Annotated in this window: 20 protein-coding genes; 7 read left to right on the top strand and 13 right to left on the bottom strand. The window is 64.6% G+C overall.

Features of this window, described 5'->3' with window-relative positions; translation table 11 throughout:
- Positions 1 to 57: 57 nt before the first annotated feature.
- The 3 genes from F3J45_RS18765 to F3J45_RS18775 form a co-directional block, all read right to left on the bottom strand.
- A complete protein-coding gene (locus F3J45_RS18765) occupies positions 58 to 849 on the bottom strand; it encodes a hypothetical protein (protein WP_167066027.1) in 792 nt (263 codons plus the stop codon).
- A gap of 67 nt (positions 850 to 916) precedes the next feature.
- A complete protein-coding gene (locus F3J45_RS18770; protein ID WP_205299771.1) occupies positions 917 to 1,291 on the bottom strand; it encodes a response regulator transcription factor in 375 nt (124 codons plus the stop codon).
- Positions 1,288 to 2,268, bottom strand: a complete 981-nt coding sequence (locus F3J45_RS18775) for a response regulator (protein WP_167066030.1) — start codon at positions 2,266 to 2,268, stop codon at positions 1,288 to 1,290. The genes F3J45_RS18770 and F3J45_RS18775 overlap by 4 nt, the downstream gene beginning before the upstream one ends.
- 242 nt (positions 2,269 to 2,510) lie before the next feature.
- On the opposite strand from F3J45_RS18775, the gene F3J45_RS30390 reads away from it, so the two are divergent.
- On the top strand, positions 2,511 to 7,556 hold the full coding sequence (locus tag F3J45_RS30390) for an ATP-binding sensor histidine kinase (protein ID WP_167066033.1): 5,046 nt from the start codon (positions 2,511 to 2,513) through the stop codon (positions 7,554 to 7,556).
- 101 nt (positions 7,557 to 7,657) lie between these two features.
- On the opposite strand, the gene ycaC (F3J45_RS18785) is transcribed toward F3J45_RS30390, so the two are convergent.
- Positions 7,658 to 8,284 (bottom strand): isochorismate family cysteine hydrolase YcaC, encoded by a 627-nt coding sequence (gene ycaC / locus F3J45_RS18785; protein ID WP_060498171.1) that lies wholly within the window; start codon positions 8,282 to 8,284, stop codon positions 7,658 to 7,660.
- Between the two features lie 72 nt (positions 8,285 to 8,356).
- Positions 8,357 to 8,719, bottom strand: coding sequence for an AraC family transcriptional regulator (locus F3J45_RS18790; protein ID WP_167066036.1), 363 nt, complete (start codon positions 8,717 to 8,719; stop codon positions 8,357 to 8,359).
- A gap of 132 nt (positions 8,720 to 8,851) precedes the next feature.
- Here F3J45_RS18790 and F3J45_RS18795 point away from each other — a divergent pair, with 132 nt between their 5' ends.
- A complete protein-coding gene (locus F3J45_RS18795; protein ID WP_167066039.1) occupies positions 8,852 to 9,826 on the top strand; it encodes a GlxA family transcriptional regulator in 975 nt (324 codons plus the stop codon).
- Positions 9,827 to 10,055: 229 nt separating this feature from the next.
- Positions 10,056 to 11,843, top strand: coding sequence for a monovalent cation:proton antiporter-2 (CPA2) family protein (locus F3J45_RS18800; RefSeq protein WP_167066041.1), 1,788 nt, complete (start codon positions 10,056 to 10,058; stop codon positions 11,841 to 11,843).
- 154 nt (positions 11,844 to 11,997) lie between these two features.
- Here the strand turns inward: F3J45_RS18800 and F3J45_RS18805 are convergent, their stop codons facing one another.
- From F3J45_RS18805 to ycaC (F3J45_RS18815), 3 genes are all read right to left on the bottom strand, one after another.
- The gene (locus F3J45_RS18805) at positions 11,998 to 12,858 is read right to left on the bottom strand and encodes a hypothetical protein (RefSeq protein WP_167066044.1); all 861 of its coding nucleotides are present in this window, start codon (positions 12,856 to 12,858) and stop codon (positions 11,998 to 12,000) included.
- 57 nt (positions 12,859 to 12,915) lie between these two features.
- A complete protein-coding gene (locus tag F3J45_RS18810; protein ID WP_167066047.1) occupies positions 12,916 to 13,350 on the bottom strand; it encodes a hypothetical protein in 435 nt (144 codons plus the stop codon).
- 431 nt (positions 13,351 to 13,781) lie between these two features.
- Positions 13,782 to 14,411 carry an isochorismate family cysteine hydrolase YcaC gene (ycaC, locus tag F3J45_RS18815; RefSeq protein ID WP_167066050.1) on the bottom strand — a complete coding sequence of 210 codons (630 nt, stop codon included), beginning with the start codon at positions 14,409 to 14,411 and terminating at the stop codon, positions 13,782 to 13,784.
- A 135-nt stretch (positions 14,412 to 14,546) separates the two neighbouring features.
- On the opposite strand from ycaC (F3J45_RS18815), the gene F3J45_RS18820 reads away from it, so the two are divergent.
- From F3J45_RS18820 to F3J45_RS18830, 3 genes are all read left to right on the top strand, one after another.
- Complete coding sequence (locus F3J45_RS18820) at positions 14,547 to 15,458, top strand: LysR substrate-binding domain-containing protein (RefSeq protein ID WP_167066053.1); 912 nt, start codon at positions 14,547 to 14,549, stop codon at positions 15,456 to 15,458.
- 239 nt (positions 15,459 to 15,697) lie between these two features.
- Positions 15,698 to 16,960, top strand: a complete 1,263-nt coding sequence (locus tag F3J45_RS18825; RefSeq protein WP_167066056.1) for an OprD family porin — start codon at positions 15,698 to 15,700, stop codon at positions 16,958 to 16,960.
- Between the two features lies 1 nt (position 16,961).
- A complete protein-coding gene (locus tag F3J45_RS18830; protein ID WP_167066059.1) occupies positions 16,962 to 18,557 on the top strand; it encodes an MFS transporter in 1,596 nt (531 codons plus the stop codon).
- Between the two features lie 115 nt (positions 18,558 to 18,672).
- Here F3J45_RS18830 and F3J45_RS18835 read toward each other — a convergent pair whose 3' ends face one another.
- The 4 genes from F3J45_RS18835 to ycaC (F3J45_RS18850) all read right to left on the bottom strand — a co-directional run bounded on the left by F3J45_RS18835 (position 18,673) and on the right by ycaC (F3J45_RS18850) (position 22,856).
- Positions 18,673 to 20,514: an amidohydrolase gene (locus F3J45_RS18835; protein WP_167066061.1), complete on the bottom strand. Its 1,842-nt coding sequence runs from the start codon at positions 20,512 to 20,514 to the stop codon at positions 18,673 to 18,675.
- A 172-nt stretch (positions 20,515 to 20,686) separates the two neighbouring features.
- Positions 20,687 to 21,505: an alpha/beta fold hydrolase gene (locus F3J45_RS18840; protein WP_167066064.1), complete on the bottom strand. Its 819-nt coding sequence runs from the start codon at positions 21,503 to 21,505 to the stop codon at positions 20,687 to 20,689.
- A gap of 39 nt (positions 21,506 to 21,544) precedes the next feature.
- Positions 21,545 to 22,111, bottom strand: a complete 567-nt coding sequence (locus F3J45_RS18845) for an antibiotic biosynthesis monooxygenase (RefSeq protein WP_167066067.1) — start codon at positions 22,109 to 22,111, stop codon at positions 21,545 to 21,547.
- 115 nt (positions 22,112 to 22,226) lie between these two features.
- Positions 22,227 to 22,856 (bottom strand): isochorismate family cysteine hydrolase YcaC, encoded by a 630-nt coding sequence (ycaC, locus tag F3J45_RS18850; protein ID WP_167066070.1) that lies wholly within the window; start codon positions 22,854 to 22,856, stop codon positions 22,227 to 22,229.
- A 300-nt stretch (positions 22,857 to 23,156) separates the two neighbouring features.
- On the opposite strand from ycaC (F3J45_RS18850), the gene F3J45_RS18855 reads away from it, so the two are divergent.
- Positions 23,157 to 24,584: a mechanosensitive ion channel family protein gene (locus F3J45_RS18855; RefSeq protein WP_167066072.1), complete on the top strand. Its 1,428-nt coding sequence runs from the start codon at positions 23,157 to 23,159 to the stop codon at positions 24,582 to 24,584.
- Positions 24,585 to 24,642: 58 nt separating this feature from the next.
- On the opposite strand, the gene F3J45_RS18860 is transcribed toward F3J45_RS18855, so the two are convergent.
- Positions 24,643 to 25,929, bottom strand: coding sequence for an FAD-binding oxidoreductase (locus F3J45_RS18860; protein ID WP_167066075.1), 1,287 nt, complete (start codon positions 25,927 to 25,929; stop codon positions 24,643 to 24,645).
- Positions 25,930 to 26,010 lie beyond the last annotated feature (81 nt).

The following is a 26,010-nucleotide window of genomic DNA, read 5'->3' on the forward strand; positions in this document are numbered from 1 at the left end:
CCGAGCATCACCGATCCAGCACCCGATTGCTTGCTCAGGTGTGCTGAGCTGCGCAGGTCACGCCCGTAGGCCGGCGACCTGCTCGATCAGCAGTTGCCAGTTGCGCGCTTCCTGCCAGTCGTCGGCAAAGGGCAACTGAACCCAGAACGGCGCCTGCCCTTCGCACTGCAATTGAACCTGCAGGGTGAAGGTGCGCACCGTCTTGTGGGTGGTCGTGGTCGTCGAGCGGGACTTGCCGCCGCCAATCACGGCGATAAAACTGTTACTGGGCCCATAGATATTGCGCCAGCCATGTTTGGTAGTGGTCTTGCTGGTGCTGCTGGTGGTGGCCTGCTCATCCACGCTGACCTGCTTGACCACCCGCGCAGCGTCCATCAGCAGGTGGCGGTCGCCCACATCAGGCGCCAGCAGGTACAGTGCCCGGCTTTCCGGAAACACCCCAAGCATGCGCCCGCCACGGCTGACCCAGCGGTAAGGCCCCAGTGCCTGGCTGGCCAGAAATGCCTTGCCCGCCTCCATCCGCTCGGCGTCGGCCGCCCGGCAGGCCTGCTCGAACGCCCGCTGGCGCGGGTACCACAGCAGGCTGACCGGGTAGTAGAGGAACATCAGCAGGCCCCAGACCAGCACGGCGTAGATTGGCCCGCCGATGTAGTGCCCCTGCCAGATCCACTTGAGCATCAGGTACAGGCAGTAGCCCGTCTGCACCGCCAGGAACGCCTTGGACACCTGGCGCCTGCGGGCATGCAGGGCAAGCTCGGCCTGTGCCTGGCGCTCAAGCGCAGCGCGCAGTGAGTCCGAGGTCGGGGTGATTGTGGTATCGGGAGGGGTCGCGAGTTGCTGGGTCGACATGGGGCGTCCTTGCGCTGGGAAATCACAGCGCGCCAGTATACCTGTGGTCAAAAGCAGGTTCGACCCGTCAGGGGAGCCCGTCACCGGCCAGTGCCTCTTCAACCCCTTTGAGCAGCACATCTTCGGAAAACGGCTTGCCCAGGCACGCCAGTGCCCCCTCGCGCATGGCCGCCTGCAGCGTGCCCTCATCCCAATGCGCTGACATGCAGATCACCGGCACCCGCCAGCCCTGGCGCGCCAGTTCGCGCTGCACCTCCAGGCCGCCCAGCCCCGGCATCTTCAGGTCGAGCAGCAGGCACCCGGCGTCACGTGAAAGGTCCGAGGCCAGGAAGGCTTCCCCGGCTGCGAACGCCAACGTCTCGTACCCCGCCGAGCGCAGCAGGTTGGCCAGGCTTTTGCGCACCGACGCATCGTCGTCGACGATGCACACCACTCTGCTCATGCGCCTGGCCGCACCCCGATCACCTGGTGCATGGCCACCAGCTCCACCAGCGAGCGGGACTGCATCTTGTTCATGATGTTCTTCTTGTGCACCTTGGTGGTCACTTCACTGGTGCCGATCTGCTTGGCGATCTGTTTGTGCGACAGGCCGCCGACCACCAACGAGAACACCTCGCGCTCGCGCTGGGTCAGGCGCTGGTACTTCTCTTGCACCTGGCGCGCATGGCGCCATTTGCGCCCCTCGGCCACGGCGCGGGTACGCACCGAGGCCAGCAGTACCAGCAGTTGGTCTTCGTCGAAGGGCTTGGTAAGGAACTCCACGGCGCCCGCGCGCATGGCCTGCACCGTCATGGGAATGGTGCCGAACCCGGTCATGAACACGATCGGCCAAGGCAGCGCCAGCTGGCGCAACGCGGCCTGCACCTCCAGGCCGCTGGTTTCGGGCAGGTGCATGTCCAGCAGCAGGCAGGCGTAGGGGGTTTCCAGGCGCGCCTCGAAAAGCGCCTCGGCACTGGCGAACAGGCGATGGGGGATGTCTTGCGAGCGCAGCAGGCGGGACAGCGCCGTGCGTACCGACGGGTCATCGTCCACCACCAGCACGGGCACACCGGCGCTGTCGTCAAGCGGCTCGGCAGCCTCGGCGGTGTCGCTCAGCGGCGAGGCGGCCAGCGCCTGGCAGGGCACGTCGAAACTCATCTCGGCCGCCAGCCGATAGCCCCGGCGCGGCACGGTCTGAATCAGGCCACGGTCGCCGAATGCCTTGCGCAGCAGCGACACCTGCACCTGCAGGTTGTTGTCTTCGACCACCGTGCCGGCCCACACCTGGCTGAACAGCTCGTCCTTGCCAACCACCCGGCCCTTGGCCTTGATCAACGTGGCCAGCACCTCGAAGGCGCGCCCGCCCAGCGGGATCGGCCTGCCGTCGAGAAATGCTTCTCGCCGCTCCAGCGACACCTGGGCATTGCCTAGTCGGATCATGGTTTCCTCGCGCGGGCACGGGCGTTTGCGCAAACCCAACGAGCCTAGGGCAGCGCACGCATTCAGACAATTATCCCGAGGGATAGGTGGAACTGAAGGACTATACAAACCCCACGTCGCGGCCCAGGGGGCGATAACGGACAACAGCGTGCCCGTTCCTGCCAAGCCGGCTACAGGCCGCGTCCGCACTGGGCCCGCTGCGTATACTCGCGGCTCTGGATGTCGCTAGCAGGGGGTGCTTGATGCTCGATGAACGCCTTGCTCACAGGCCCATCGATTTCGACCAGTCGATCGACGAGGGCTGGCTGCAGCGGTGCGACATCACACCGCTGGGCCAGGAAGGAGAGCTCAGTTACTTCCGCTTGAGCGACCCGGTCACCCGCCAGGCCTGGACCGCCGTGCGCGCCCCGGTCGAGGCCCCGGCCGCCTGCCAGCGCCTGGAGCGTGATTACCGCCTGCAACTCGACCCGCAGTGGGCAGTGATCCCTTCGGCCTTCGTGCGTTCGGCCGAAGGCCCGTTGCTGGTGTACCCGGCCGGCCGCTCCCTGGCCGACCTGATCAGCCAGGGCCCGCTCGCCCTGGGGCCGTTACTGGACATTGCGGTGAACGCCGCCAACGCCCTGGCCCTGGCCCATGAACGCAACGTGCTGCACGGCGCGCTGCAGCCGGCGCACCTGTGCCTGCACAACCAGCGCGTGCGGCTGGGCTGCTTTCGCGCCGACACCCCGGAGCTGGTCAGCGACCAGGGCACCGCGCTGGGCAACTGGGCGTACCTGGCGCCCGAGCAGGTCTGCCCCCACGGCAGCAGCAGTGACCGGCGCAGCGATATCTACGCCTTGGGCGCGATTTTCTACCAGGCGCTGCTCGGCGAGCTGCCCTTGGCCGGGCGCGACACCCAGCACTGGCGCCAGCTGCACGCCGGCGTGCAGCCACGCGCGGCCCATGAGGTCAACGCCGATGTGCCGCCAGCACTGGGCCAGATCCTCGCCAAGGCCCTGGCCAAGGAGCCGGACGCCCGCTACCAGAGCGCCCGCGCCCTGGCCGTGGACCTGGCCCATTGCCAGCGACAATGGGCCAGCAATCAGGCTATCGAGCCTTTCGCGCCCGGCTGCGCCGACCCGGTTTCAACTGGCTGCGAGCGCTTGTATGGGCGCGACGCCGAGCAAAAGGCCATCGCCCTGCTGCTCAAGGCCCTGCGCCGCGAAAGCCAGCCGCACGCGCTGTTCATCAACGGCGCCGCCGGCATGGGCAAGACGCGCCTGGTCGAAACCACGCTGAAGGCCCACGCCCAGGGCTACTGGGCCGTCGGCAAGTGCAACAGCCTGGAGCAGGCAGTGCCCTACGCGCCCTGGGTCGAAATCCTTGGCGCACTGGCGACCCAGTTGCTGGCCAAGAACAGCCACGACCTCGACACCTTGCGCCGCGACATCCTGCGCCGCATCAAGGGCCAGGGCCGGCTACTCGGCAAACTGGCGCCAGACCTGCAACTGATCCTCGGCCCCCTGCCCGACCTGCCGGCCAAGCCCACGCGCCTGGCACTGCAGAAGGAGTACCGGGCCATCGTCGAATTCCTCCAGGCGCTCAGCCGCCCCGGCCAGCCGTTGGTGCTGTTTCTCGACGACCTGCAATGGGCCGACGACGCCTCACGGCACCTGCTGAGCCAACTGCTCGCCCAGGCATCGGGCAACCTGTTGCTGGTCTTCGCCCGGCGAAACGACCCGCAGGCGCCGGGCACGCCGCTGGCCACGCCCGCCTCGGTGCGCAGCACCACCCTGAACCTGCGCCCGCTGGCGGTTGGCGCGGTGACCGAGCTGATCGCCGAGCGCTACCACGTCCACCCCGATGCGGCCTTGCAGGTGGCCGAACTGGTGCACGACAAGACCGCGGGCAACCCGTTCTTCATCAACCAGATCCTGCGGGCGATGGTCGAAGACCAGCTGTTCACCTTCGACACCCAGGCCATGCGCTGGTCGTGGTGCCTGAAGGCCGTGGCTCGGCACCGTTACTCCGACAACGTCGCCGACCTGATGATCCACCGCCTGGCGCGCCTGCCAGCGCCACAGCGCGATGTGCTGCGCATCGCCAGCGCGTTGGGCAGCCGCTGCGACGGCAAACTGCTGGCCCAGGTGCTCGAAAAACCCCTGGGCGAGCCGTTGCGGGCCTTGATCGGCGCGGGTTTCCTGCTGCCTGGCCAGAAAGGCCTGGGCTTTGCCCATGATCGGGTCATGGAGGCCGCCTACGAACTTACCCCCGTGAACGAGCGCCCGGCGTTGCACGCCCGCATTGCCCAGGCCATGCACCAGGCCTGGCAGGGCGGCCAGAGCGAGGAGCTGTTCGAGATCGCCAACCAGCTGCAACGCGCCAGCCCACGCGGGTTTGCAGCGAATGACTGTGCGCTGTTCCTGGGGCTTTTGCATGAGGCTGCCCTGCGCACCCGCGACAGTGGCGCCCCGGAGCAGGCCGCCGCCTACCTGCGCACAGCCGAACACCTGCTGAGCCAGGCCGAATCGCGTGAAAGCCACGCCACGCACGGCTTTGCCATAGCCTGCCTGGCCTCCGAGTGCGACCTGCAACTGGCGCGCACGGGCGAAACCGAAGCCCGCATCATCGAATGCCGGCAACGGGCGCGTTCGGCGCTGGAGCAAGCCCAGGTCAGCCGGTTGCAGGCACGCCTTCACACCTTGCACGGCGACTACCAGGCGGCCATCGCCTGCGCGCTTTCGGGCCTTGAACTGCTAGGCATCGACTTGGCCCGCGGCAACGACCCACAGCACCTGGCAACCTGCTACGCCCATGTACAAGGCCTGATCGAGCGCAAGGGCCGCCACTGCCTGGAGTCGCTGCCGCGCACCGATTCACCCGAGGTAGCGGTGGCGATCAGCCTGCTGGCCACCCTGTCTGCTTCGTTTTCCGTGCAGGGTGATCTCTGCTTCCTGCACCTGGCGAAGATCATGGAACTGTCGCTGCTGCACGGCGTGGCGCCGGGCAGCACCTATGGCCTGGCCTGGTACGGGGTGATGATTGCCGAGCGCTTCGGCGCCTACCACGACGGCCATGCCTGCTGCCTGGCGGCGCTCAAGTTGATCGAGCGGCATGGCTTCGAAGCCGACCTCACCAGCGCGCTGCTGGCCCTGGACCAGGCCAGCGCCTGGACCTCGCCCATGGAGTTTGCCCGCCGCACCGCCCAGGAGGCCGTGGACTCGGCGCGCCTGAGCGGCGACCTGGCGATGACCTGCTACGCCTGCAGCCACCGGGTGTCCGACTCGCTGTTCATGGGCCGCTACCTGCCGGATGTGGCCGAGGAAGTCACCCAGGGCCTGGCCACCGTGCGCCGCCACGGCTACCCGGCCAACGAGCGGATCCTGCAGGCCCAGCAGGCGTTCGTCGCCAACCTTGGCGGTGCAACCTGCCCGCCCGTACCTGGGGCGGTGAACGCCCCCGCCACGCTGTTCTTCCAGCAGCTGTTCAACGGCATGTCGGCGTTCTACCTGGGCAACATCCCCCAGGCGATTTCCAGCCTGGCCCAGGCTGGCAACCACGCCTGGGCGGTGCCTGCGCACATCAACCTGGCCGATTACCACCTGTTCCGTGGCCTGGCCCTGGGCAGCCCGGAAGCCCCCGGCCAGGTGGCCGACAAACTGGCTGAACTGCAGGCCCTGCGCGAGCGCTTCAGCCACTGGGCCGGTTTCAACCCGGCCACGTTTCGCAACAAGCTGTTGCTGATCGAAGGTGTGATCGCCAAGCTCGAAGGTGACGGCCTGGCCGCCATCCGCTGTTTCGACCAGGCGCAGATTGCCGCCACCGCCGCCGGGTTCATTCACGAACAAGCCCTGGCCCACGAGCAACTGGCCGAGGTGTGCATTCCCAGTGGCCTGATTTCCGGCGCCAACCTGCACCTGCGCATTGCCCGCGATTGCTTCCATATCTGGGGCGCGACCGGCAAGGTGCACCAGCTGGAGGCCCTGCACCCGTTCCTGCGCACCCAGCCGATTCAGGAAACCTACCGCGCCACGCAGCAGGCCAGGCTCGACCTTGAGGCCGGCATCGAGGCGGCGCGAGCATTGTCCGAGGAAGTGCTGCTCGAAGGCCTGATCGAAACCTTGATGGGCCACCTGACCCAGCACTCCGGTGCCGACCACGGCGCCCTGCTGATCGTCAGTGGCGCCGAATTCCAGATGGCCGCCCTGGCCGATATCGACGACAGCGGGCTGCACGTGCGCATGGACAACTGCCAGAAGTTCATGACCCAGGCGCCGCTGTCGATCATCAACGCCACCCTGCGCACCAAGAAGCCGCTGCTGCTCAACGATGCCTTGAGCGACTGCCCTGAGGCCTTTCGCCAGGAACTGCTGGCACGGGGCGCTCGCTCGGTGCTGTGCCTGCCCCTGGTGATCCAGGGTGTGCTGATCGGCCTGGTGTACCTGGAAAACCGCCTGGTGCCGAACCTGTTCGGCAGCCAGCGCCTGGCCATGCTGGAAATCCTGGCGTCCCAGGCGGCGGTGTCGCTGCAAACCGCCAAGTTCTATACCCGCCTGGCCGAAGACAACCAGAGCCGTGCGCAAATGGAGGCCGAGCTGCGCCGCTCACGCGCCGAACTTGCGCGCAGCGCGCACCTGCAGGTGATGAACGAGCTGTCGGCGTCGATCGCCCACGAAATCAGCCAGCCGCTGTTGGGTATCACCTCCAATGCAGCCGCCAGCCTGCGCTGGCTCAAGCGCGCCGAGCCGAACCTGGAAGAGGCCATCGCCGGCCTGGAAGATATCCGCAACGACGGCGAACGGGCGGCGAATATCGTGCGTGCCCTGCGCTCGCTGGCCAAACAGTCGCCGATGCAGCTCAAGGCGGTGAAAGTGGATGAGCTGATCCGCGAAGTGGTTCGGCTGACCTCGGCCGATGCCGGCAAAGGTGCAGTGCAGGTGCAGACACGGTTGCAGGCGGGCGTCAGCGTGATGGCCGACCCGGTGCAGTTGCAGCAATTGGTGTTCAACTTGATCACCAATGCCCTGGAGGCGCTGGCCGGGTACCGTGACGACGGGCTGCTGCGCATTGGCTCGGCAGTGGTGGGTGACGCGGTGGAGATCTGCGTGGACGACAACGGGCCGGGAATTGCGGCCGAAGAGCGGGCGCGGGTGTTCGAGGCGTTCCATACCACCAAGCGCGAAGGGCTGGGGATGGGCTTGGCGATCTGCAGCTCGGTGGTGCAGGCCCATGGCGGGCAGTTGCAGGCGTTGGTGTCGGAGTGTGGCGGGTGCCGGATTCGCTTTACGTTGCCTTTGGGGCATGCGTAGTCTGTACCGGCCTCATCGCGAGCTCTGCTCGCTCCTACCAAGCGTTGAACTGCGCCTGTAGGAGCGAGCAGAGCTCGCGATGAGGCCGGTACAGGTCTACATCAACGCGAAGTCAAAGCCGCATAGCTGTTCATCAGGTTGCGGTAGTTGGGAATGCGCTGCGACAGCAGGTTGCCCAGGCCTTCGATGTCGTTGCGCCAGTCGCGGTGCAGCTCGCAGGCTACCGAGAACCAGTTCATCATCTGCGCACCGGCCTGGGTCATGCGCACCCACGCCGCCTGTTGCACCGTCTCGTTGAAGGTGCCCGAAGCATCGGTGACCACGAACACCTCGAAGCCTTCAGCCAGCGCCGACAGGGTCGGGAAGGCCACGCACACGTCGGTGACCACACCGGCGATGATCAGTTGCTTGCGGCCGGTGGCCTTGATCGCCTTGACGAAGTCTTCGTTGTCCCAGGCGTTGATCTGGCCAGGGCGGGCGATGTACGGCGCGTCCGGGAACATTTCCTTGAGTTCCGGCACCAGCGGGCCGTTCGGGCCTTGCTCGAAGCTGGTGGTGAGGATGGTCGGCAGGCCGAAGAACTTGGCCAGGTCGCCCAGCGCCAGCACGTTGTTCTTGAACTCGTTGGGCGAGAAGTCTTGCACCAGCGAGATCAGGCCGGTCTGGTGGTCCACCAGCAGCACCACGGCGTCGTCTTTGTTCAGGCGCTTGTAATCGGGTTGGCTCATTGGGGTGACTCCTTGGGTTGGGAAAACGAACCGGCACTGCCCGATGGGGCTATACCGGCGGATAGATCCGGCTTAAGGATGGGCCTGCGCCTGGCGCCAGGCCTTCGGTGGCTGGCCGACCAGGCGGCTGAAGGCGCGGGTGAAATGGGCCTGGTCGCAGAAGCCGCACTCCAGGCTCACATGGGTAATCGGGGCTTCGGTGGCAAGCAGGCGCTTGGCCTTCTCCATGCGCGCCAGCAGGCGCCAGGCCTGGGGCGAAAGGCCGGTGTTGACCTTGAAGGCGCGGGAAAAATGGCTGCGGGTCAGGTTGCACACGCTGGCGATCTCGATGATCGAAAGCGAACTGCGCAGCATCAGTTCCTTGGCCTGGCGCAGCCGCGCGGGCGTCAGGGCGCCGGTCGGCTGCAGGGGTTGTTGGGGCATCCCAGGGGGCATGGCGACTCTCCTGTTCAATGCAGAAAGTCTGGCCCCCGGCACATGACAAAGTCCTGAGCCAAAGCTGAATTGTTCTTAATTGTGCGGCACTGCCCTAAGATGCAGAGGTCACGACATGCAGGACTCTGGGGTATGCAGGAAAATCGCGCTCATCGAACCGTGGCCATGGTGCTGTTCAACGATGTATTGCTGCTGGATGTGACCGGGCCGATGGATGCCTTCGCCATCGCCAACCGGTTCCTCCCTGAAAACAAGCAATACCGGTTGCTCACTGTTGCCGAGCACCCCCACCCCATTCGCGGCTCATGCGGGCTGAAGGTGGTGGCCGACCTTTCTCTGCAGGACCTGCCTGCTGGCCTCGACCTGCTGCTGGTCCCCGGCGGGCCGGGCGCCTATGACGTGGCCCTGCCGGCGCTGGAGCGCTGGCTGCCGCAGGCGGTGGGCGCGGCGAAGCGCTTTGGCGCTATCTGCACCGGGGTGTTCCTGCTCGGCCGTGCCGGGTTGCTGGGCGGCTACCGCTGCACCACCCACTGGAACTACCTGGAACGCCTGGCGAAGGCATTTCCCGAGGCCAAGGTGCAAACCGAGCAGATCTACGTGATGGACCGCAACCTGATTACCTCCGGCGGCATTACCGCGGGTATCGACCTGGCGCTGGCCATCGTCGCCGAAGACCATGGCAAGGCGCTGGCGCTTGAGGTGGCCAAGGTGCTGCTGGTGGCACGCCACCGCCAGGGCGGGCAGACGCCTTACGGGCCGCTGCTGGCGGCCGTGCCGCGCGATGGGTCGCCGGTGGCCCGGGTGCAGGCCTACGTGGTCGACCATATCGACCAGGCGTTCACGGTGCAGAAGATGGCCGACCTGGTGGCCATGAGCGGGCGCAACTTTGCCCGCACGTTCCAGCGCGAAGTCGGCATCACGCCGCTGCAGTACCTGCAGAACGCGCGGATCGACCAGGCGCGCAAGTTGCTCGAAGGCAGCGACCTGCCATTGAAGGTGGTGGCGGCGCGCTGTGGGTTTGGCAGTGACCGGCACATGCGCAAGGTGTTCTGCGAGCGAATTGGCATGACACCGGCGCAGTACCGGGCGCAGTTCGGTGGGGTTTGAGTCGGGCTTCGTCCTGTGCGGGCGTTTTCGCGGGGCAAGCCCGCGCCTGCAACGCTCACGCTGGCCTTTGTAGGAGCGGGCTTGCCCCGCGAAGAGGCCCAAATAGGTTGTCTCATTTATCAGGACAATGTTTCTCCATCCAGGCAGATTGTCTGGCTCACCCCCAACCCACAGAATGGTCGGCCATATTGTTCTAACGCTGCCCCGGCAGCTCATGGAGTACGAGCCAATGCCACACGAAGGCAGCCTTCTGCAAACCGCGGTGATCTTCCTGCTCGCCGCTGTCCTCGCCGTTCCCTTGGCCAAGCGCCTGCAACTGGGGGCCGTGATCGGCTACCTGCTCGCAGGCGTCGCCATCGGCCCGCAGGCCCTGGGCCTGATCCGCGACACCGAAAGCGTCGCGCACATTTCCGAACTGGGCGTAGTCCTGCTGCTGTTCATCATCGGCCTGGAGCTTTCGCCCAAGCGCCTGTGGTTGATGCGCAAGTCGGTGTTCGGCGTTGGCACCGCCCAGGTGTTGCTGACCGGCGCGGTGATCGGCGCCATTGCCCTGTTCGGCTTTGGCCAGTCGCTGCCGGCGGCCATCGTGCTGGGCCTGGGCCTGGCGCTGTCGTCCACCGCCCTGGGCCTGCAGAGCCTGGCCGAAACCAAGCAGCTCAATGCCCCCCATGGCCGCCTGGCATTTGCCATCCTGCTGTTCCAGGACATCGCCGCGATCCCGCTGATCGCGCTGGTGCCACTGCTGGCAGCCAGCGGGCCGGACACCAGCCACGGCGACAGCCTGCAGCACGGCCTGAAGGTGTTCGCCAGCATCGCAGTGGTCATCATCGGCGGGCGCTACCTGCTGCGCCCGGTGTTCCGCACCGTGGCCCGCACCGGCCTGCCGGAGGTGTCCACGGCCACTGCGTTGCTGGTGGTCATCGGCACCGCCTGGCTGATGGAAGAAGCCGGCATTTCCATGGCCCTGGGCGCCTTCCTCGCGGGCCTGCTGCTGGCCGACTCGGAATACCGCCATGAACTGGAGTCGCAGATCGAGCCGTTCAAAGGCCTGCTGCTGGGGCTGTTCTTCATCAGCGTGGGCATGGGCGCCAACTTGAGCCTGCTGCTGGAAATGCCGCTGGTCCTGCTGGGCCTGACCCTGCTGCTGGTTGCCGTGAAGCTGGTGCTGCTGATTGGCGTCGGCCGCCTGGCCGGTGGCCTGAACAGCGCCAGCGCGCTGCGCCTGGGCATGGTGCTGGCGGCCGGTGGCGAGTTTGCCTTCGTGGTGTTCAAGCTGGGCAAGGACCAGGGCCTGTTCGACACCCAGACCTACGACCTGCTGCTGATGACCATCACCCTGTCGATGGCCATAACCCCACTGCTGATGCTCGGCTGCGCCCGCGCCCTCAAGCGCCCGCAGCCGGCGCGTGAGGTGCCGGAGCAGTACAAGAGCATCGATGCCGGTACGCCGCGGGTGGTGATCGTCGGCATGGGCCGCATGGGCCAGATCGTCGCGCGCATTCTGCGGGCGCAGAAGATCCCGTTCATTGCCCTGGAAACCTCGGTGGACACCATCGAGATGACGCGCATGTTCGAGCAGGTGCCGGTGTTCTACGGCGACCCCCTGCGCCCGGAGGTGCTACATGCGGCCAAGGTGGGCGAGGCGGAGTATTTCATCATCACCATCGATGACCCTGAAGCCGCCATTCACACGGCAGAACGGGTAAAACGCCTGTACCCGCACCTGAAAGTGCTGGCCCGCGCGCGTAACCGCCAGCATGTGCACAAGCTGGCCGACGTGGGCGCCGAGCCGATTCGCGAGACGTTCTATTCGAGCCTGGAGATGACCCGCCGGGCGCTGGTCGGGCTGGGCTTGAGCGAAGCGCAGGCCAGCGACCGCATCGAGCGCTTCACCCAGCATGACGAGGAAGTGCTGGAGGCCCAGGGGCAAGTGCGCGATGACCGGGCCAAGGTGATGCAGACGGCCAAGGAGGCACGGGTGGAATTGGCGCGGTTGTTTGATTCGGACGCCGATTGAGGCTTGTTGCGCCTGCCTTGAGGGCTGCAGCGTTATTGAGATCGGGCGCCGCCTGTGCGGCGCATCGCGAGCGTTGCTCGCTCCTACGGGATTGTTGAGCATTCCCGGTAGAAGCGTGGCTCGCGATGTGCAGCCACTTGATACCGAAGACAATCTAAATGTCTTTGGCTTGCCCCTTAGGTTGTTGATTGTAGATATCGATGAGTCTCGAAAGAAAATCCAGCGAATCGTCTGTCGCACTGCACAGTCCGGTTCTTGGGTTCAGAAGATACTCGACAAAGTCACCGGCCAGGCCTGTACCACCTTGTAGCTTGTTTCTGATTTCATCAGCTTTTTGCGTAATGGAGCCTGGCAACTGATTTTTCGCAGCGGCAATTTTATCCGGGTCAGTTTCGCTAAAGTCCCAGCCGTAGGGATAGATGTCGAATTCCTTCAATGTACTTCCGTACCGATTCTGAATACCTCGATCAATGGCCAAGCCGGCGACCTGCTCAAGGTCCAAGCCGTTTTCTTTGGCCGCTATATAAATGTCAGTAAAGTTGTCCAGGTCGGAAGATGTCAAGTTGTAGAGCACACTCTCTGCTCCCGCCCTACTCTTGCGATTCCGCTCATCCATTTGGATGTCGGCAATATCTTGGTTGTCCACTTTTAGCTGCGCCAGCACATCAGACACCTTCAAGGTTATACCAAGATCGCTCGCGGCCGACACCATCTTACCCGCCGCCTTTTCGAACAGGTAGTTATTATATTTTTCAATATTTATATAACCACTTGGCGGTGAATTTCCATTGACCCTGCCTGCATAGGGTTCCATGTACTGCCCTCTCACGTAATCACCAGCAGAAGCGTAAAGTTTCAATAATGCTTTGGCCTCATCCGAAATGGCGGGTTCATCGCCAACTTGCAGGGTGGTAGGCTGCTGACTCACGGAGTTTGCACCGCCCGTGGAAAGGTCCGATTTAGCAATGCGTGCTGAGTGGAGTTGATCGAGAGGGGTTGCGCTGATATGAACCATGAATTTCTCCCTGAAAACAATGCCTGCGCCTTGTTAAAGGCATCCTTGGCGGACTAATCAGTAATGGTAATCGACCTTGATGGTGTTCCTGTGGCTGGGATAGACAGGGTAGGAGCCGCCTGTTAGAACTCCGGTGATTTTAAATTTACCCTTGGCATCCTTCCCCTTGAAGTAATCGGTTGTACCGACACGACTTGCAGATATATCCCGGCACTCGCCGTAAGAGGTCTCATACCTTCCCGCATAGCAGATCTTAAAGTTCTGACTGGTAGCACCATTGGCATAGGCACCTACATTCCAAGATAGGGAGCTAATCAAGGCACCTTTAGGTACAGACTGAGGAGTGATATAGAAGTTTGAATTTTCAATTCCAGCACCGTAAACATTAGGTGCCAGATTGTTCGCTGTCCAACTGCCTGTCGTTGCCGCGAGCGATGCATGAGCCAGGCAGAGTGCGCTGAGCCCGAAGAGCACATGAGGAATTACGTTCATTTTTAGCCTCCCGCCAAAAAACGTGTGCCCTCCGTGGCGCTTCTAAGTATTGTTTCGTGCAGGCGACTTAATTTGCCTACCCTGCAAGCCAAAATGACTTGCCTAGTAGCGTATCGGCTTAACCCCTAGCAGCTTTAGAAAAAATATTATGTTTCAGATATTCATATTTTGATACACACTGATTTATCCAGACGTATGGAACAAGCAGCCCACGCATTATGGCCACCCGTTTACTGGCCCGAAAAAAACGTAGGAGCGAGCGCAGCTCGCGATGCGCCGCGCGGGCGGCGCTCGTTCTCATAGGCGCCACAACCATCAAGGCATACACCTGCTAGCCCTGACACGCCATGAAGGCAGGCATATCATCGCCATCACGCAAAAAAACCGGCCCCGCAATCGGGGCCGGCCTCTTCAACCAAAAATTGTCGCTATTACTTAGTCGCCGTCAGCGCATTGTAACTAGTCATCAGGTTGCGGTAGTCCGGGATGTGGTTGGAGCACAGCGCCGCCAGGCCTTCGATGTCGTTGCGCCAGTCGCGGTGCAGCTCGCAGGCCACGCCGAACCAGGTCATCAGTTGCGCGCCCGCCTGGCTCATGCGGTCGTGGGCGGCATCACGGGTCATTTCGTTGAAGGTGCCGGAAGCATCGGTCACCACGAACACATCGAACTCTTCTTCCAGGGCCGACAGGGCCGGGAAGGCGACGCACACTTCGGTCACCACGCCAGCAATGATCAGCTGCTTCTTACCGGTGGCCTTCACCGCTTTCACGAAGTCTTCGTTGTCCCAGGCGTTGATCTGGCCTGGGCGGGCGATGTACGGGGCGTCCGGGAACAGTTCCTTGAGTTCCGGCACCAGCGGGCCGTTGGGGCCTTGCTCGAAGCTGGTGGTGAGGATGGTCGGCAGGTTGAAGAACTTGGCCAGGTCAGCCAGGGCCAGCACGTTGTTCTTGAACTTGTCCGGCTCGATGTCGCGTACCAGGGACAGCAAGCCAGCCTGGTGGTCGACCAGCAGGACAGCGGCGTCGTCTTTGTTCAGGCGGTTGTAGGTGAATTTGCTCATGGTCTGTGCTCCTAAGGTTTATGAATTTTTCAGCAATTCGGGGTGTTTCGCGTTGATGGGCACAGATTAAAATCATCACCCTAAGGGCGGTAGTCAGCAGATTTTGGCTTTAGCGTTCCATCTGGAGAACGATCATTGGAAGACCTCAATTCCCTCTACTACTTCACCCAAGTGGTCGAGCACGGCGGCTTCGCACCCGCCGGGCGGGCGCTGGACATGCCCAAGTCGAAGCTCAGCCGGCGCATCGCCGACCTCGAAGACCGCCTGGGCGTGCGCCTGCTGCACCGCACCAGCCGCCTGTGCTCGCTGACCGAGATCGGCCAGGCCTATTACAACCGCTGCCTGGCCATGCGGGTGGAGGCCGAGGGCGCGGCAGAGATCATCGAGCGCAACCGCAGCGAGCCGCGCGGGCTGGTGCGCATCAGTTGCCCCACTACCCTGCTCAATTCCTGGGTCGGGCCGATGCTGACCCGCTACATGCTCAAGTACCCCCAGGTGGAGCTGTTCATCGAAAGCACCAACCGCCGCGTCGACCTGCTGCACGAAGGTTTCGACCTGGCCCTGCGGGTGCGCTTCCCGCCGCTGGAAAACACCGACATGGTGATGAAGGTGCTGAGCAACAGCACCCAGTGCCTGGTGGGCCAGCCGCAGTACCTGGAGCAGCTGCCCGAAGGCTTCGACCCGCAGCTGCTTGGCACCCTGCCCAGCCTGCACTGGGGCAGCGCCCAACGGGAGTACCAGTGGGAACTGTTCCAGGGCGAGGACACCAGCCGCAGCATCGTCATCCCGCACACCCCGCGCATGGTGACCGATGACCTGTTCGCCCTGCGCCATTTCGTGGTGGCCGGGGTGGGCATCGCGCACTTGCCGCGGGTGGCGGTGCGCGATGACCTGGCGGCGGGGCGGCTGGTGGAGCTGATTCCGGATTGGCACCCTCGGTGCGGCATCGTGCATGCAATTTTCCCGTCGCGGCGTGGGTTGCTGCCGTCGGTGCGGGCGCTGATCGATCACTTGGCCGAAGAGTTCGCCATCAGTGACATGGCTTGAGGCTAACTCGTCTCACCGGCCCTTTCGCGGGGCAAGCCCGCTCCTACAACCGCTGTTTTTGTAGGAGATAACCCAGCCCTCGCGCAGGGAACATTGCCAGCAGCCGCGCCGCAATTCCCTGTAGGAGCGGGCTTGCCCCGCGAAAGGGCCCGCACAGCCCCCCACACCAGCACACCCTTACAAGACCCCCACCCCACGCTTACCCCAAAGTCCCGGATCATAGCCCCCTCGGAGCCCCCATGATCCGCGCCACCCACGGACCAGGCCGCGCCCTGCTCGTCACCCTTGCCTTGTACCCGGCACTCAGCCAGGCCGACGAACCCGGCTGGTCGCTGCTCAGCCGCAACTATTTCCTCCACAGCGATTTCCGCTCCCCCTCCCCCAGTGGCCAGAACTACCGCCAGGAATGGGCCCAGGGTTTCATCGGCGAAGTGCGCTCCGGGTTCACCGAAGGCGTGATCGGCGTTGGCCTGGATGCCCACGGCTTTGTTGGCCTGAAGCTCGACGGTGGCCGTGGCCACGCGGGCACCGGCCTGCTGCCACGCGACAGCGATGGCCGCGCCGAGTCCGATTACGCCAGCGCCGGGGCCGCCCTCAAGCTGCGCCTGGGCGACACCCAGCTGCGCTATGGCGAGATGACCGTGGAAACCCCGGTGTTCGACACCGGCGACAAGCGCCTGCACCCCGAATACGCCACCGGCTGGTTTGTGGAAAACACCAGCCTGCCCGACTGGCGCCTGCAGGCCGGGCGTTTCACCGCGTTCAACAACCAGGACAACAGCTCCACCCACGATGACTTCACCGGCTACGGCGCCACCACCCGCAACCATGCCATCAGCCTGGCCGGGGCCACCTTCGCCCCGCACGGCCCCTTCGGCGGCGCGCTGTACGCAGGCCAACTGGAAGACACCTGGCGCCAGGCCTACCTGAACCTGAACCTGGCCCAAGGCAACTGGCGCCTGGACGGCAATGTCTACAAAACCCGCGACACCGGCAACGCCAGCGCCGGGGCCATCGACACCCTGGCCTACAGCCTGCTGGGCAAATACAGCTTCGGCGCCCAGGCCCTGACCCTGGCCTACCAGAAAGTCGAGGGCAACACCCCGTTCGACTTCGTCGGCGGCGACTCCATCTACCTGGCCAACTCGATCAAGTACGCCGACTTCAACGGCCCCGGCGAGCGTTCCTGGCAACTGCGCTACGACCTCAACTTCGCCAGCCTCGGCGTGCCCGGCCTGAGCCTGATGGGCCGCTACGTCAGCGGCCGCGGCATCGACGGCAGCCATGCCCCGGCTGGCGGCGTGTATGTCGGCCAGCAAGGCCAGGGCGGCAAGCACTGGGAGCGCGACATCGACCTCAAGTACGTGGTGCAGTCGGGCGCCGCCAAGGACCTGAGCCTATCGTTCTCCCACGTCAGCCACCGCGCCAACCAGGCCCAGGCCGGCGACGATATCGACCGTATCTACCTGATCATCGAATACCCACTCAAAGGCAGCTTCTGACATGAGCACATCCCCTTCAGGCGCCTGGAGCCCGTTGCGCAACCTCACGTTCCGCATGCTGTGGATCGCCACCATCGCCTCCAATATCGGCACCTGGATGCACGAAGTGGGCGCCGGCTGGCTGATGACCACACTGTCGGCCAGCCCCCTGCACGTGGCATTGATCCAGGTGGCAGGCTCCTTGCCGATGTTCTTCCTGGCCCTGCCCGCAGGCGCGGCGGCCGATATCGTCGACAAGCGCCGCTACCTGCTGCTGGTACAGCTGTGGATGTCCGCGGTGGCGGTGGTGCTGGCGGCACTGACCCTGCTGGGGTTGATGAACGTCACCCTGCTGCTGGTGCTGACCCTGGCCCTGGGTATCGGCACGGCGCTGATGATGCCGGCCTGGAGCGCGCTCACCCCGGAGCTGGTGGGCAAGGAAGACCTGGCCAATGCCGTGGCGATTTCCAGCGTTGGCATCAACGTGTCGCGGGCCATCGGCCCGGCCTTGGCCGGCGTGGTGGTGAGCCTGGTCGGGCCGTGGCTGACCTTCGCACTCAATGCGGTGTCGTTCGCCGGGGTGATTCTGGTGCTGGTGCTATGGAAGCGCGAGGTGAAGGAGCCGCTGCTGCCGGCCGAGCGTTTCGTCGGCGCCATGCGCACCGGGCTGCGTTTTGCGCGCAGCGCCAAACCCTTGCAGGCGGTGCTGCTACGGGCACTGGCGTTCTTCTTCTGCGCCAGTGCCGGCACCTCGTTGCTGCCACTGATCGTACGCGGCGAGATGCACGGCACGGCCGCCGATTTTGGCTTGTTGCTGGCGGCCATCGGCATTGGTGCGGTGGCGGGCGCCACCCTGCTGCCGCGCCTGCGCGAGCGCATCAGCCGCGACCGCCTGGTGATGCTTGCCAGCCTGTTGTATGCCCTGTTCCTGCTGATGCTCGCGTTGGTACGCGACTTCTACCTGCTGCTGCCGGCGATGCTGCTCAGTGGCGCGGCGTGGATCGCCGTGCTGTCCAACCTGCAGGTAGCGGCACAAACGTCAGTGCCGGCCTGGGTACGGGCCCGGGCGTTGTCGGTGTATATCCTGATCTTCTTCGGCGCCATGGCCTGCGGCGGGCTGCTGTGGGGCACCCTGGCCAGCCATGGGTCGATCACCTTGAGCTTGTTGCTGGCAGCCGGTGGCCTGGCGCTGGGCACGCTGCTGACCTGCAAGGTGACGCTACCGGAAACCGAGGCCGAGGAACTGACACCGTCGCTGCACTGGCCAGTGCCGGTGCTCGGTGATGACCTGGACAAAGACCGCGGCCCGGTGATGGTCACCGTGGAATATCACATCGAGCCGGCCAAGGCCGAGGCGTTCCAGGTGGCGGCGCGGGAGCTGGAAGCCATGCGCAAACGCAATGGCGCGTTGTCCTGGGGGTTGATGCGCGACAGCGCCGACCCTGCCTTGTGGCTGGAGTTCTTCTTCGAAGAGTCGTGGCTTGAGCATTTGCGGCATCACCATCGGGTGACCCGGGGTGAGCTGAAGATCGAGGCGCGGGTGCGGATGCTGCAGAGCGAGGGGGTCGAGGTGAAGATCCGGCATTTGTTGGCTGGGGAGCACCGGGGCCATCATTGATGATGGGTTTGCCGGCCTCATCGCGAGCTTTGCTCGCTCCTACGGGGCGGCGGGAGCCTGGTAGGAGCGAGCGCAGCTCGCGATGCGCCGCGCAAGCGGCGCTGAGAGGGTCAGCTTAGAACGCGAAGCACGAGCAACCCAAAGCCCCCCAGAAGCCCTGGAAGTCATTGACCGGCACACTCGATTTGCGTGCCTTGTCATGGCTGTGCGCGTGCACCCCGCACGGCCCCGAGCATTGGTGCACGGATGCCGCCAGCGATGGCGTGCCCACGCGCCAGTGCCCTGGCACCTTGGCCACCGGGGACCACTCCGGCAGCACCGGCACCTGCGGTGGGCCGAGGCGGTCGAATTCGCCCGCCGCATACACCACCTTGCCGTCGACGATGGTCAGCACCGACTCGATGCCCTTGATCGCCTCTTCTTCAACGCTGAAGAAGTCCAGCGACAACGCCGCCAGGTCAGCCAGCTGGCCTACCTTGATCTGGCCCTTCTTGCCCTGCTCGCTGGAGAACCAGGCACTGCCCTGGGTGAACAGCTGCAGCGCGGTGTCGCGGTCCAGGCCTTCTGGGTACAGCTCCATGCCACCCACGGTTTTGCCGCTGACCAGCCAGTACAGCGAAGTCCAAGGGTTGTAGCTGGACACGCGAGTGGCGTCGGTACCGGCGCCCACCGGCACGCCCATGTCGAGCATGCGCTTGATCGGCGGGGTTTGCTCGGCAGCCTTGGCGCCGTAGCGGTCGACGAAGTACTCGCCCTGGAAGGCCATGCGGTCCTGGATGGCGATACCACCGCCCAGCGCACGCACACGCTCGATGTTCTGCGGGGTGATGGTTTCAGCGTGGTCGAAGAACCACGGCAGGCCATTGAACGGGATGTCGCGGTTGACCTTCTCGAACACGTCGAGCATGCGCGTGATCGATTCGTTGTAGGTGGCGTGCAGGCGGAACGGCCAGCGCTGTTCCACCAGGTGGCGGACCACCGGCTCCAGCTCTTCTTCCATGGTTTGCGGCAGGTCCGGGCGCGGTTCGAGGAAGTCCTCGAAGTCGGCGGCGGAGAACACCAGCATCTCGCCGGCGCCGTTGTGGCGCAGGAAATCGGTGCCGCTGTGCAGCTTGACGCTGGAGGTCCACTTGCGGAAATCGTCCAGCTCTTCCTTGGGCTTCTGGGTGAACAGGTTGTAGGCAATGCGTACGGTCAGCTGGTTGTTGTCGGCCAGCTCCTGGATCACCGAGTAGTCATCGGGGAAGTTCTGGTAACCGCCGCCGGCGTCGATGGCGCTGGTCAGGCCCAGGCGGTTCAGCTCACGCATGAACTGGCGGGTGGAGTTGACCTGGTATTCCAGTGGCAGCTTCGGCCCCTTGGCCAGGGTGGCGTAGAGGATCATCGCGTTCGGGCGAGCAATCAGCATGCCGGTGGGGTTGCCGAACTTGTCGCGCTGGATTTCGCCACCCGGCGGGTTCGGGGTGGTCTTGTCGTAGCCAACGGCCTTGAGCGCGGCGCGGTTGAGCAGTGCGCGGTCGTACAGGTGCAGCAGGAACACCGGGGTATCGGGGGCTGCCTGGTTGATTTCTTCCAGGGTCGGCATGCGTTTTTCAGCGAACTGGAATTCGTTCCAGCCACCGACCACGCGCACCCACTGCGGCGTTGGCGTGCGTGCGGCCTGGTCCTTGAGCATGCGCAGGGCATCGGCCACCGACGGCACGCCTTCCCAGCGCAGTTCCAGGTTGTAGTTCAGGCCGCCGCGGATCAGGTGCAGGTGCGAGTCGTTCAGGCCCGGAATCACCGTGCGCTGCTTGAGGTCGATGATCTGCGTGACGGCGCCTTTGTGGGCCATGGCCTCGGCGTCGTTGCCCACGGCGATGAAGCGGCCATCCTTGATGGCGACGGCGGTGGCGGTGGGCTTTTCGCGGTCAACGGTGTGCAGTTTGCCGTTGAACAGAATCAGGTCGGCGGTCATGGAACCTCCTCGGATGAATGTGTGGACGCAACCGCAGAGCATGCCGGTTGGCTTGGCGTCAGGGATTGGATGGATGTGCTGCCAGGTCTGGCCTCTTCGCGGGGCAAGCCCGCGCCTACAGGTTTCGCGCAACCCTGTAGGCGCGGGCTTGCCCCGCGAATGCCTCACACCATTACTTCTGGAGGAACGCCAGCAGGTCTTCGTTCAGCTGCTGGGCATGGGTTACGGCGAACCCGTGGGGCGCCCCGGCATACACCTTCAGCTCAGCCCCGCGAATCAGCTCGGCCGCCCGCTTGCCCGTGACCTCGAACGGCACGATCTGGTCGTCGTCGCCATGGATCACCAGGGTTGGCACATCGATCTTGGCCATGTCCGGGCGGAAGTCGGTTTCGGCGAACGCGGTCACGCAGTCCAGGGTGCCCTTGATCGAGGCCAGCAATGCGATATTCAGGGTCTGGCTCTGCACGCCCTGGGATACTTTTTGCCCGTGGTTGATGCCATAGAACGGTGCGGCGAAATCGGCGATGAACTGCGCGCGGTCGGCACGCAGGCCGTCGCGAATGCCTTCGAACACCGACAGGTCGACGCCCTCGGGGTTGTCGTCACGCTTGCCGAACACCGGCGTCACCGCCCCCAACAATACCAAGCCGGCCACCCGCTCGCTGCCATGGCGGGCGATGTAGCGGCTGACATCGCCACCGCCCATCGAGAAGCCCACCAGGGTGACGTCGCGCAGGTCGAGGTGTTCGATCAACTGGGCGATGTCATCGGCGAAGGTGTCGTAGTCGTAGCCGCTCCACGGCTGGCTCGAACGGCCGAAACCGCGGCGGTCGAAGGCGATGGCGCGGTAGCCGCGGCTGGCCAGGAACTCCATCTGCGAATCCCACATGTCGGCATCCAGGGGCCAGCCGTGGCTGAACAACACGGGCTTGCCACTGCCCCAGTCCTTGTAATAGATCGAAGTGCCGTCGCGGGTAACGAGCGTGGTCATGTCGGTATCTCCTTGAAGTGTCGAGGTGAAGGCGTTGCTTCAGCCGCGCAGCCAGGTGGCGCAGCGGCGGGTTACCCAAGGCATGATGTAGAACACCACGGGCAGGATGACGAACAGGTTGGCGATCAGGTTGCCGCTGATCGGGCCGCCCAGGTGTGGGAAGCGCGCGAACAGGGGCGCCAGCAGCTGCGGGATGATCATGGTCATGGGGCAGATCACCAGGTAGGTCAACAGCGCCTGCTTCCAGCGCGGCGGTTGCGGCGCGCTGGTGCTGGGCGGGGTGAACCAGAACTCCGGGTCGTCGTGGACCTGGGTGTGGTCACCGCCTTCGAGCAACGGCAGCACTTCACTGACCAGTGCCTGGCGCTCGGCGGAGTTGACCCAGGCCTGCAACAGGCCAGCGTCGGCGAAACGCACCACGGTGGTGAAGTGTAGCCCGCCCTCGTCGGGGCGAATGACGTTGACGTCCAGGTGCCCTGGCTGGCGACGCGCGGTGCTGACCGTGCGCTTGAGCCAGGCCTCGTAGCCCGCCAGTGACTCGGCGCGGACCTTGTGCTGGATGACCAGGGTCACCACGTTGCGGTTGTCTTGGAATGCGGTGTTCATCGGCGTTCCTTGGGATGAGCTTGCCCGCATCCACTGTGCAACGGTGGACGGGCGGAGGATTGGATAGGTGTGCTGCGCTGGGCGGGCACCGACTGGCGGTGCCCGGGCGCAAGGCTTACTTGTTGGCGTTGAAGGCGTTGTAGCTGGTCATCAGGTTGCGGTAGTCCGGGATGTGGTTGGAGCACAGCGCCGCCAGGCCTTCGATGTCGTTGCGCCAGTCGCGGTGCAGCTCGCAGGCCACGCCGAACCAGGTCATCAGTTGCGCGCCCGCCTGGCTCATGCGGTCGTGGGCGGCATCACGGGTCATTTCGTTGAAGGTGCCGGAAGCATCGGTCACCACGAACACATCGAACTCTTCTTCCAGGGCCGACAGGGCCGGGAAGGCGACGCACACTTCGGTCACCACGCCAGCGATGATCAGCTGCTTCTTGCCGGTGGCCTTCACCGCTTTCACGAAGTCTTCGTTGTCCCAGGCGTTGATCTGGCCTGGGCGGGCAATGTACGGCGCGTCCGGGAACAGTTCCTTGAGTTCCGGCACCAGCGGGCCGTTGGGGCCTTGCTCGAAGCTGGTGGTGAGGATGGTCGGCAGGTTGAAGAACTTGGCCAGGTCCGCCAGGGCCAGCACGTTGTTCTTGAAGGCATCCGGCTCGATGTCACGCACCAGGGACAGCAGGCCAGCCTGGTGGTCGACCAGCAGGACAGCGGCGTCGTCTTTGTTCAGGCGGTTGTATTTGAAGTTGGTCATTTGGGTAGCTCCTAAGGGTTTTGATGTTTAGTAAGTTGGGTGTTTCGCGTTGATGGGAGAAGATTAAAACCATCACCTTTGGAGCGGTAGATAGTGGTTTTTGGCTTTAGCGTTCTGTTTTAGGAACGATGGATTGGCGCTGCTGTGCAGCGCATCGCGAGCTTTGCTCGCTCCTACCCAGCCAGTGCACGGCCTGTAGGAGCGGGCTTGCCCCGCGAAGAGGCCGGCACAGGCCCATTGCCTGCCCGGCCAACCTGCTCTATTACTACGCACAGCCCTCCCCTCACCCCCGAGACGCCCATGCTGGCATTCATCCAGTCATCCCCGTTACTGCTCGGTACCGCCCTGCTCCTGCTCGACCTCGTTCTCTGGCAGCTGATCCCGATGCAGCGCCGTGCCTGGCGCATCGGTACTCGGCTGGTGATCTTCCTGCTGTTCAGCTCAGTGCTGGTGGCCGCCGGCATGAGCCCGCTGCAACCGCCGCCGTGGCCGGACGACGTTTCGCGCAACCTCATGGCCACGGTGCTGGCGATCGGCTGGTGGCTGTTCGGCGCGCGCACGGTGACGGTGGTGTTCGGCCTGCTGCTGGTCGCCCGTGGCAGCCATGGCGGGCGCCTGCTGCAGGATGTGCTGGGGGCGCTGATCTTCCTCGCTGCCGTGGTCGCCGCTGCTGGCTATGTGATGCAGCTGCCGGTGAAGGGCCTGCTGGCCACTTCCGGGGTTATGGCCATCGTCATCGGCCTGGCGCTGCAAAGCACCCTGGCCGACGTGTTCAGCGGCATCGTGCTGAACACCACGCGGCCCTACCAGATTGGTGATTCGATCTCCATCGACGGCACCGAAGGCAAGGTGCTGGACATCGACTGGCGCGCCACCCGCCTGCTCACCGGCAGCGGCAGCCTGGCGGTGATCCCCAACTCGGTGGCGGCCAAGGCGCGGCTGCTCAACCATAGCCGCCCGGCCGATGTGAACGGGGTGTCGATCAGCGTGGTGGTGCCGGCCAAGGTCCGGCCCAAGCGGGTGTTCGATGCGCTGGAGAAGGCCCTGCAGGGCACCAGCGCGATCCTTGCCTCACCCAAGCCCAAGGTCACGGTGAAGGCCTCGTCGCTGGAGTCGGTGGAATATGAGGCCAGTGGTTTCATTGCCGACATGGCCGGCAAGACCGAGGCGCGCAACCAGCTGTTCGACCTGGCCCACCGGCACCTGGAGGCCAGCGGTGTGATGTGGAACGTCGACCTGGCGATGCCGCCGCGCACGCGCCAGCGTGAAGTGCTGGACGAAGTGCGGGTGTTCCGCTCATTGACCGAGGAGGAACGCGATGCCCTGAGCCAGCGCATGACGACGGTGGAGTACCTGGCCGACCAGGTGATCCTGGGCGTGGGCGAGCATTCCGAGCATTTGCTGGTGATTGGCAGCGGCGTGGTGTCGGCGTCGGTACGTGAGGGTGACCGGCTGCTGGAGGCCGGGCGCATGGGGCCGGGCGAGGTGCTGGGGATCGAGGGGATCATCGACGAGGAGGCGTCGCTGGCCGAGTTCCGCACCTTGACCAGCTGCGTGCTGTACCGAATCGACAAGGCGCAGGTGAAGAACTGCCTGGAACAGCGGGGTGATGTGCAGACCGCGTTGAGCAAGCTGCAGCGGTTCCGGCGCCAGAGCCGGGAATCGCTGTTGTTGCAGAAGCCGGTTTCGATCAAGAAGGGCGGCTTCTTGAGCTGGTTGCACAAGTAAGCCTGGGCGGGCCCTTTCGCGGGGCAAGCCCGCTCCTACACCGCGAAGGGGCCGGTGCCTACAACACAACTCTTAGGCATTGCCCCGCGTGGTACAGCGAGAACCCGGACTCGTAGAACGCGGTTCGCAACGAAGGCGCACTCACCCCGCGCATCGGCGAGAACGGAATCGGCAAGCTGTCCGCCTCCCCCTTCAACAGAAACTCGGCAAACGCCCGGCCAATCACGGTGCCGGTGGTATTGCCGCGCCCGTTGTAGCCGGTGACCGCCACCAGCCCTGGCGCCGGTTCGAACAAACGCATCAGGTGGTCAGGGGTGAAGTCGATGCAACCGGTCCAGTGCATTTCCCACTCGACCTTGCCCAGCTGCGGGTAGTAGTGCCCCTGAATCCGGTCTGCCCAGCTGCGCACGAACCAGGCCGGCTTGTTGTCGACCCGGCCAAGGCTGCCAAGCAGCAGGCGGCCCTGGTCGTCACGGCGGATGCTGCTGAGCACGGTGCGGGTGTCCCACGAGCCTTGCCCGTGTGGCAACACCTTGTCGGCGGCGGCGCCGTGCAGCGGCTTGGAAGCCACCTGGTAGTAGTAACCGCGGAAGAACTGCTTTTGCAGGTTGCTCCAGTCGCCTTCGGTGTAGGCGCCGGTGGAAATCACCACCTTGTCGGCGCGCACCGAACCCCGCGCGGTCTTCACCCGCCAGGCATCGCCCTCACGCTCAAGGCCTTCGACCGAGGATTGCTGGAACAGCTTGCCGCCCAGGCCCGCCACGGCAACGGCCAGGCCCTGGGTGTAGCCCATCGGGTTGATGGTGCCAGCGCGGCGGTCGAGCAGCGCGGCGGAAATCTTGTCGGTACCGCAGTATTCCTGGCACTGGGCGCCGGTCAGCAATTCGACATCAGCCCCGCGGCGGCGCCATTGTTCGTGGCGGGCTTCGAGGTCGGCGATACCGGTGGCGTTGTGCGCCATGTGCAGCGTGCCCTGGTGCCGGGCCTGGCAGTCGATGCCCAGGCGGTCGATCAGTGCGAACACCTCGCCAGGGGCTTCACCAAGCACCTTGTTCAGGCGGCTGCCCTGCTTCTGGCCGAGGGTGGCCTCGACGTCATCGGGGCGGATCCAGGTGCCGGCATTGACCAGGCCGACGTTACGCCCGGAGCCACCATGGCCGATTGTCCAGGCTTCCAGCAGGATCACCGACTTGCCCTGTTCGAGCAGGTGGATGGCTGCCGACAGGCCGGTGATGCCGCCGCCGATCACGCAGACATCGGCCTTGTGCTCACCGGCCAGGGCCTGGGTGGCGACGGTCGGTTGGCTGACGTGTTCCCACAAGCATTGTTGACGCAGTTCGGACATGGCCCGGCTCCAGCAGTGTTGTTCTTGTTGGGGCTGCTGTGCAGCCCATCGCAGGCAAGCCAGCTCCTACAGGGATCTCCA

This window comes from Pantoea sp. Ap-967 (genome assembly GCF_011752565.1).
In the GTDB taxonomy this organism is placed as follows: Bacteria; Pseudomonadota; Gammaproteobacteria; order Pseudomonadales; family Pseudomonadaceae; genus Aquipseudomonas.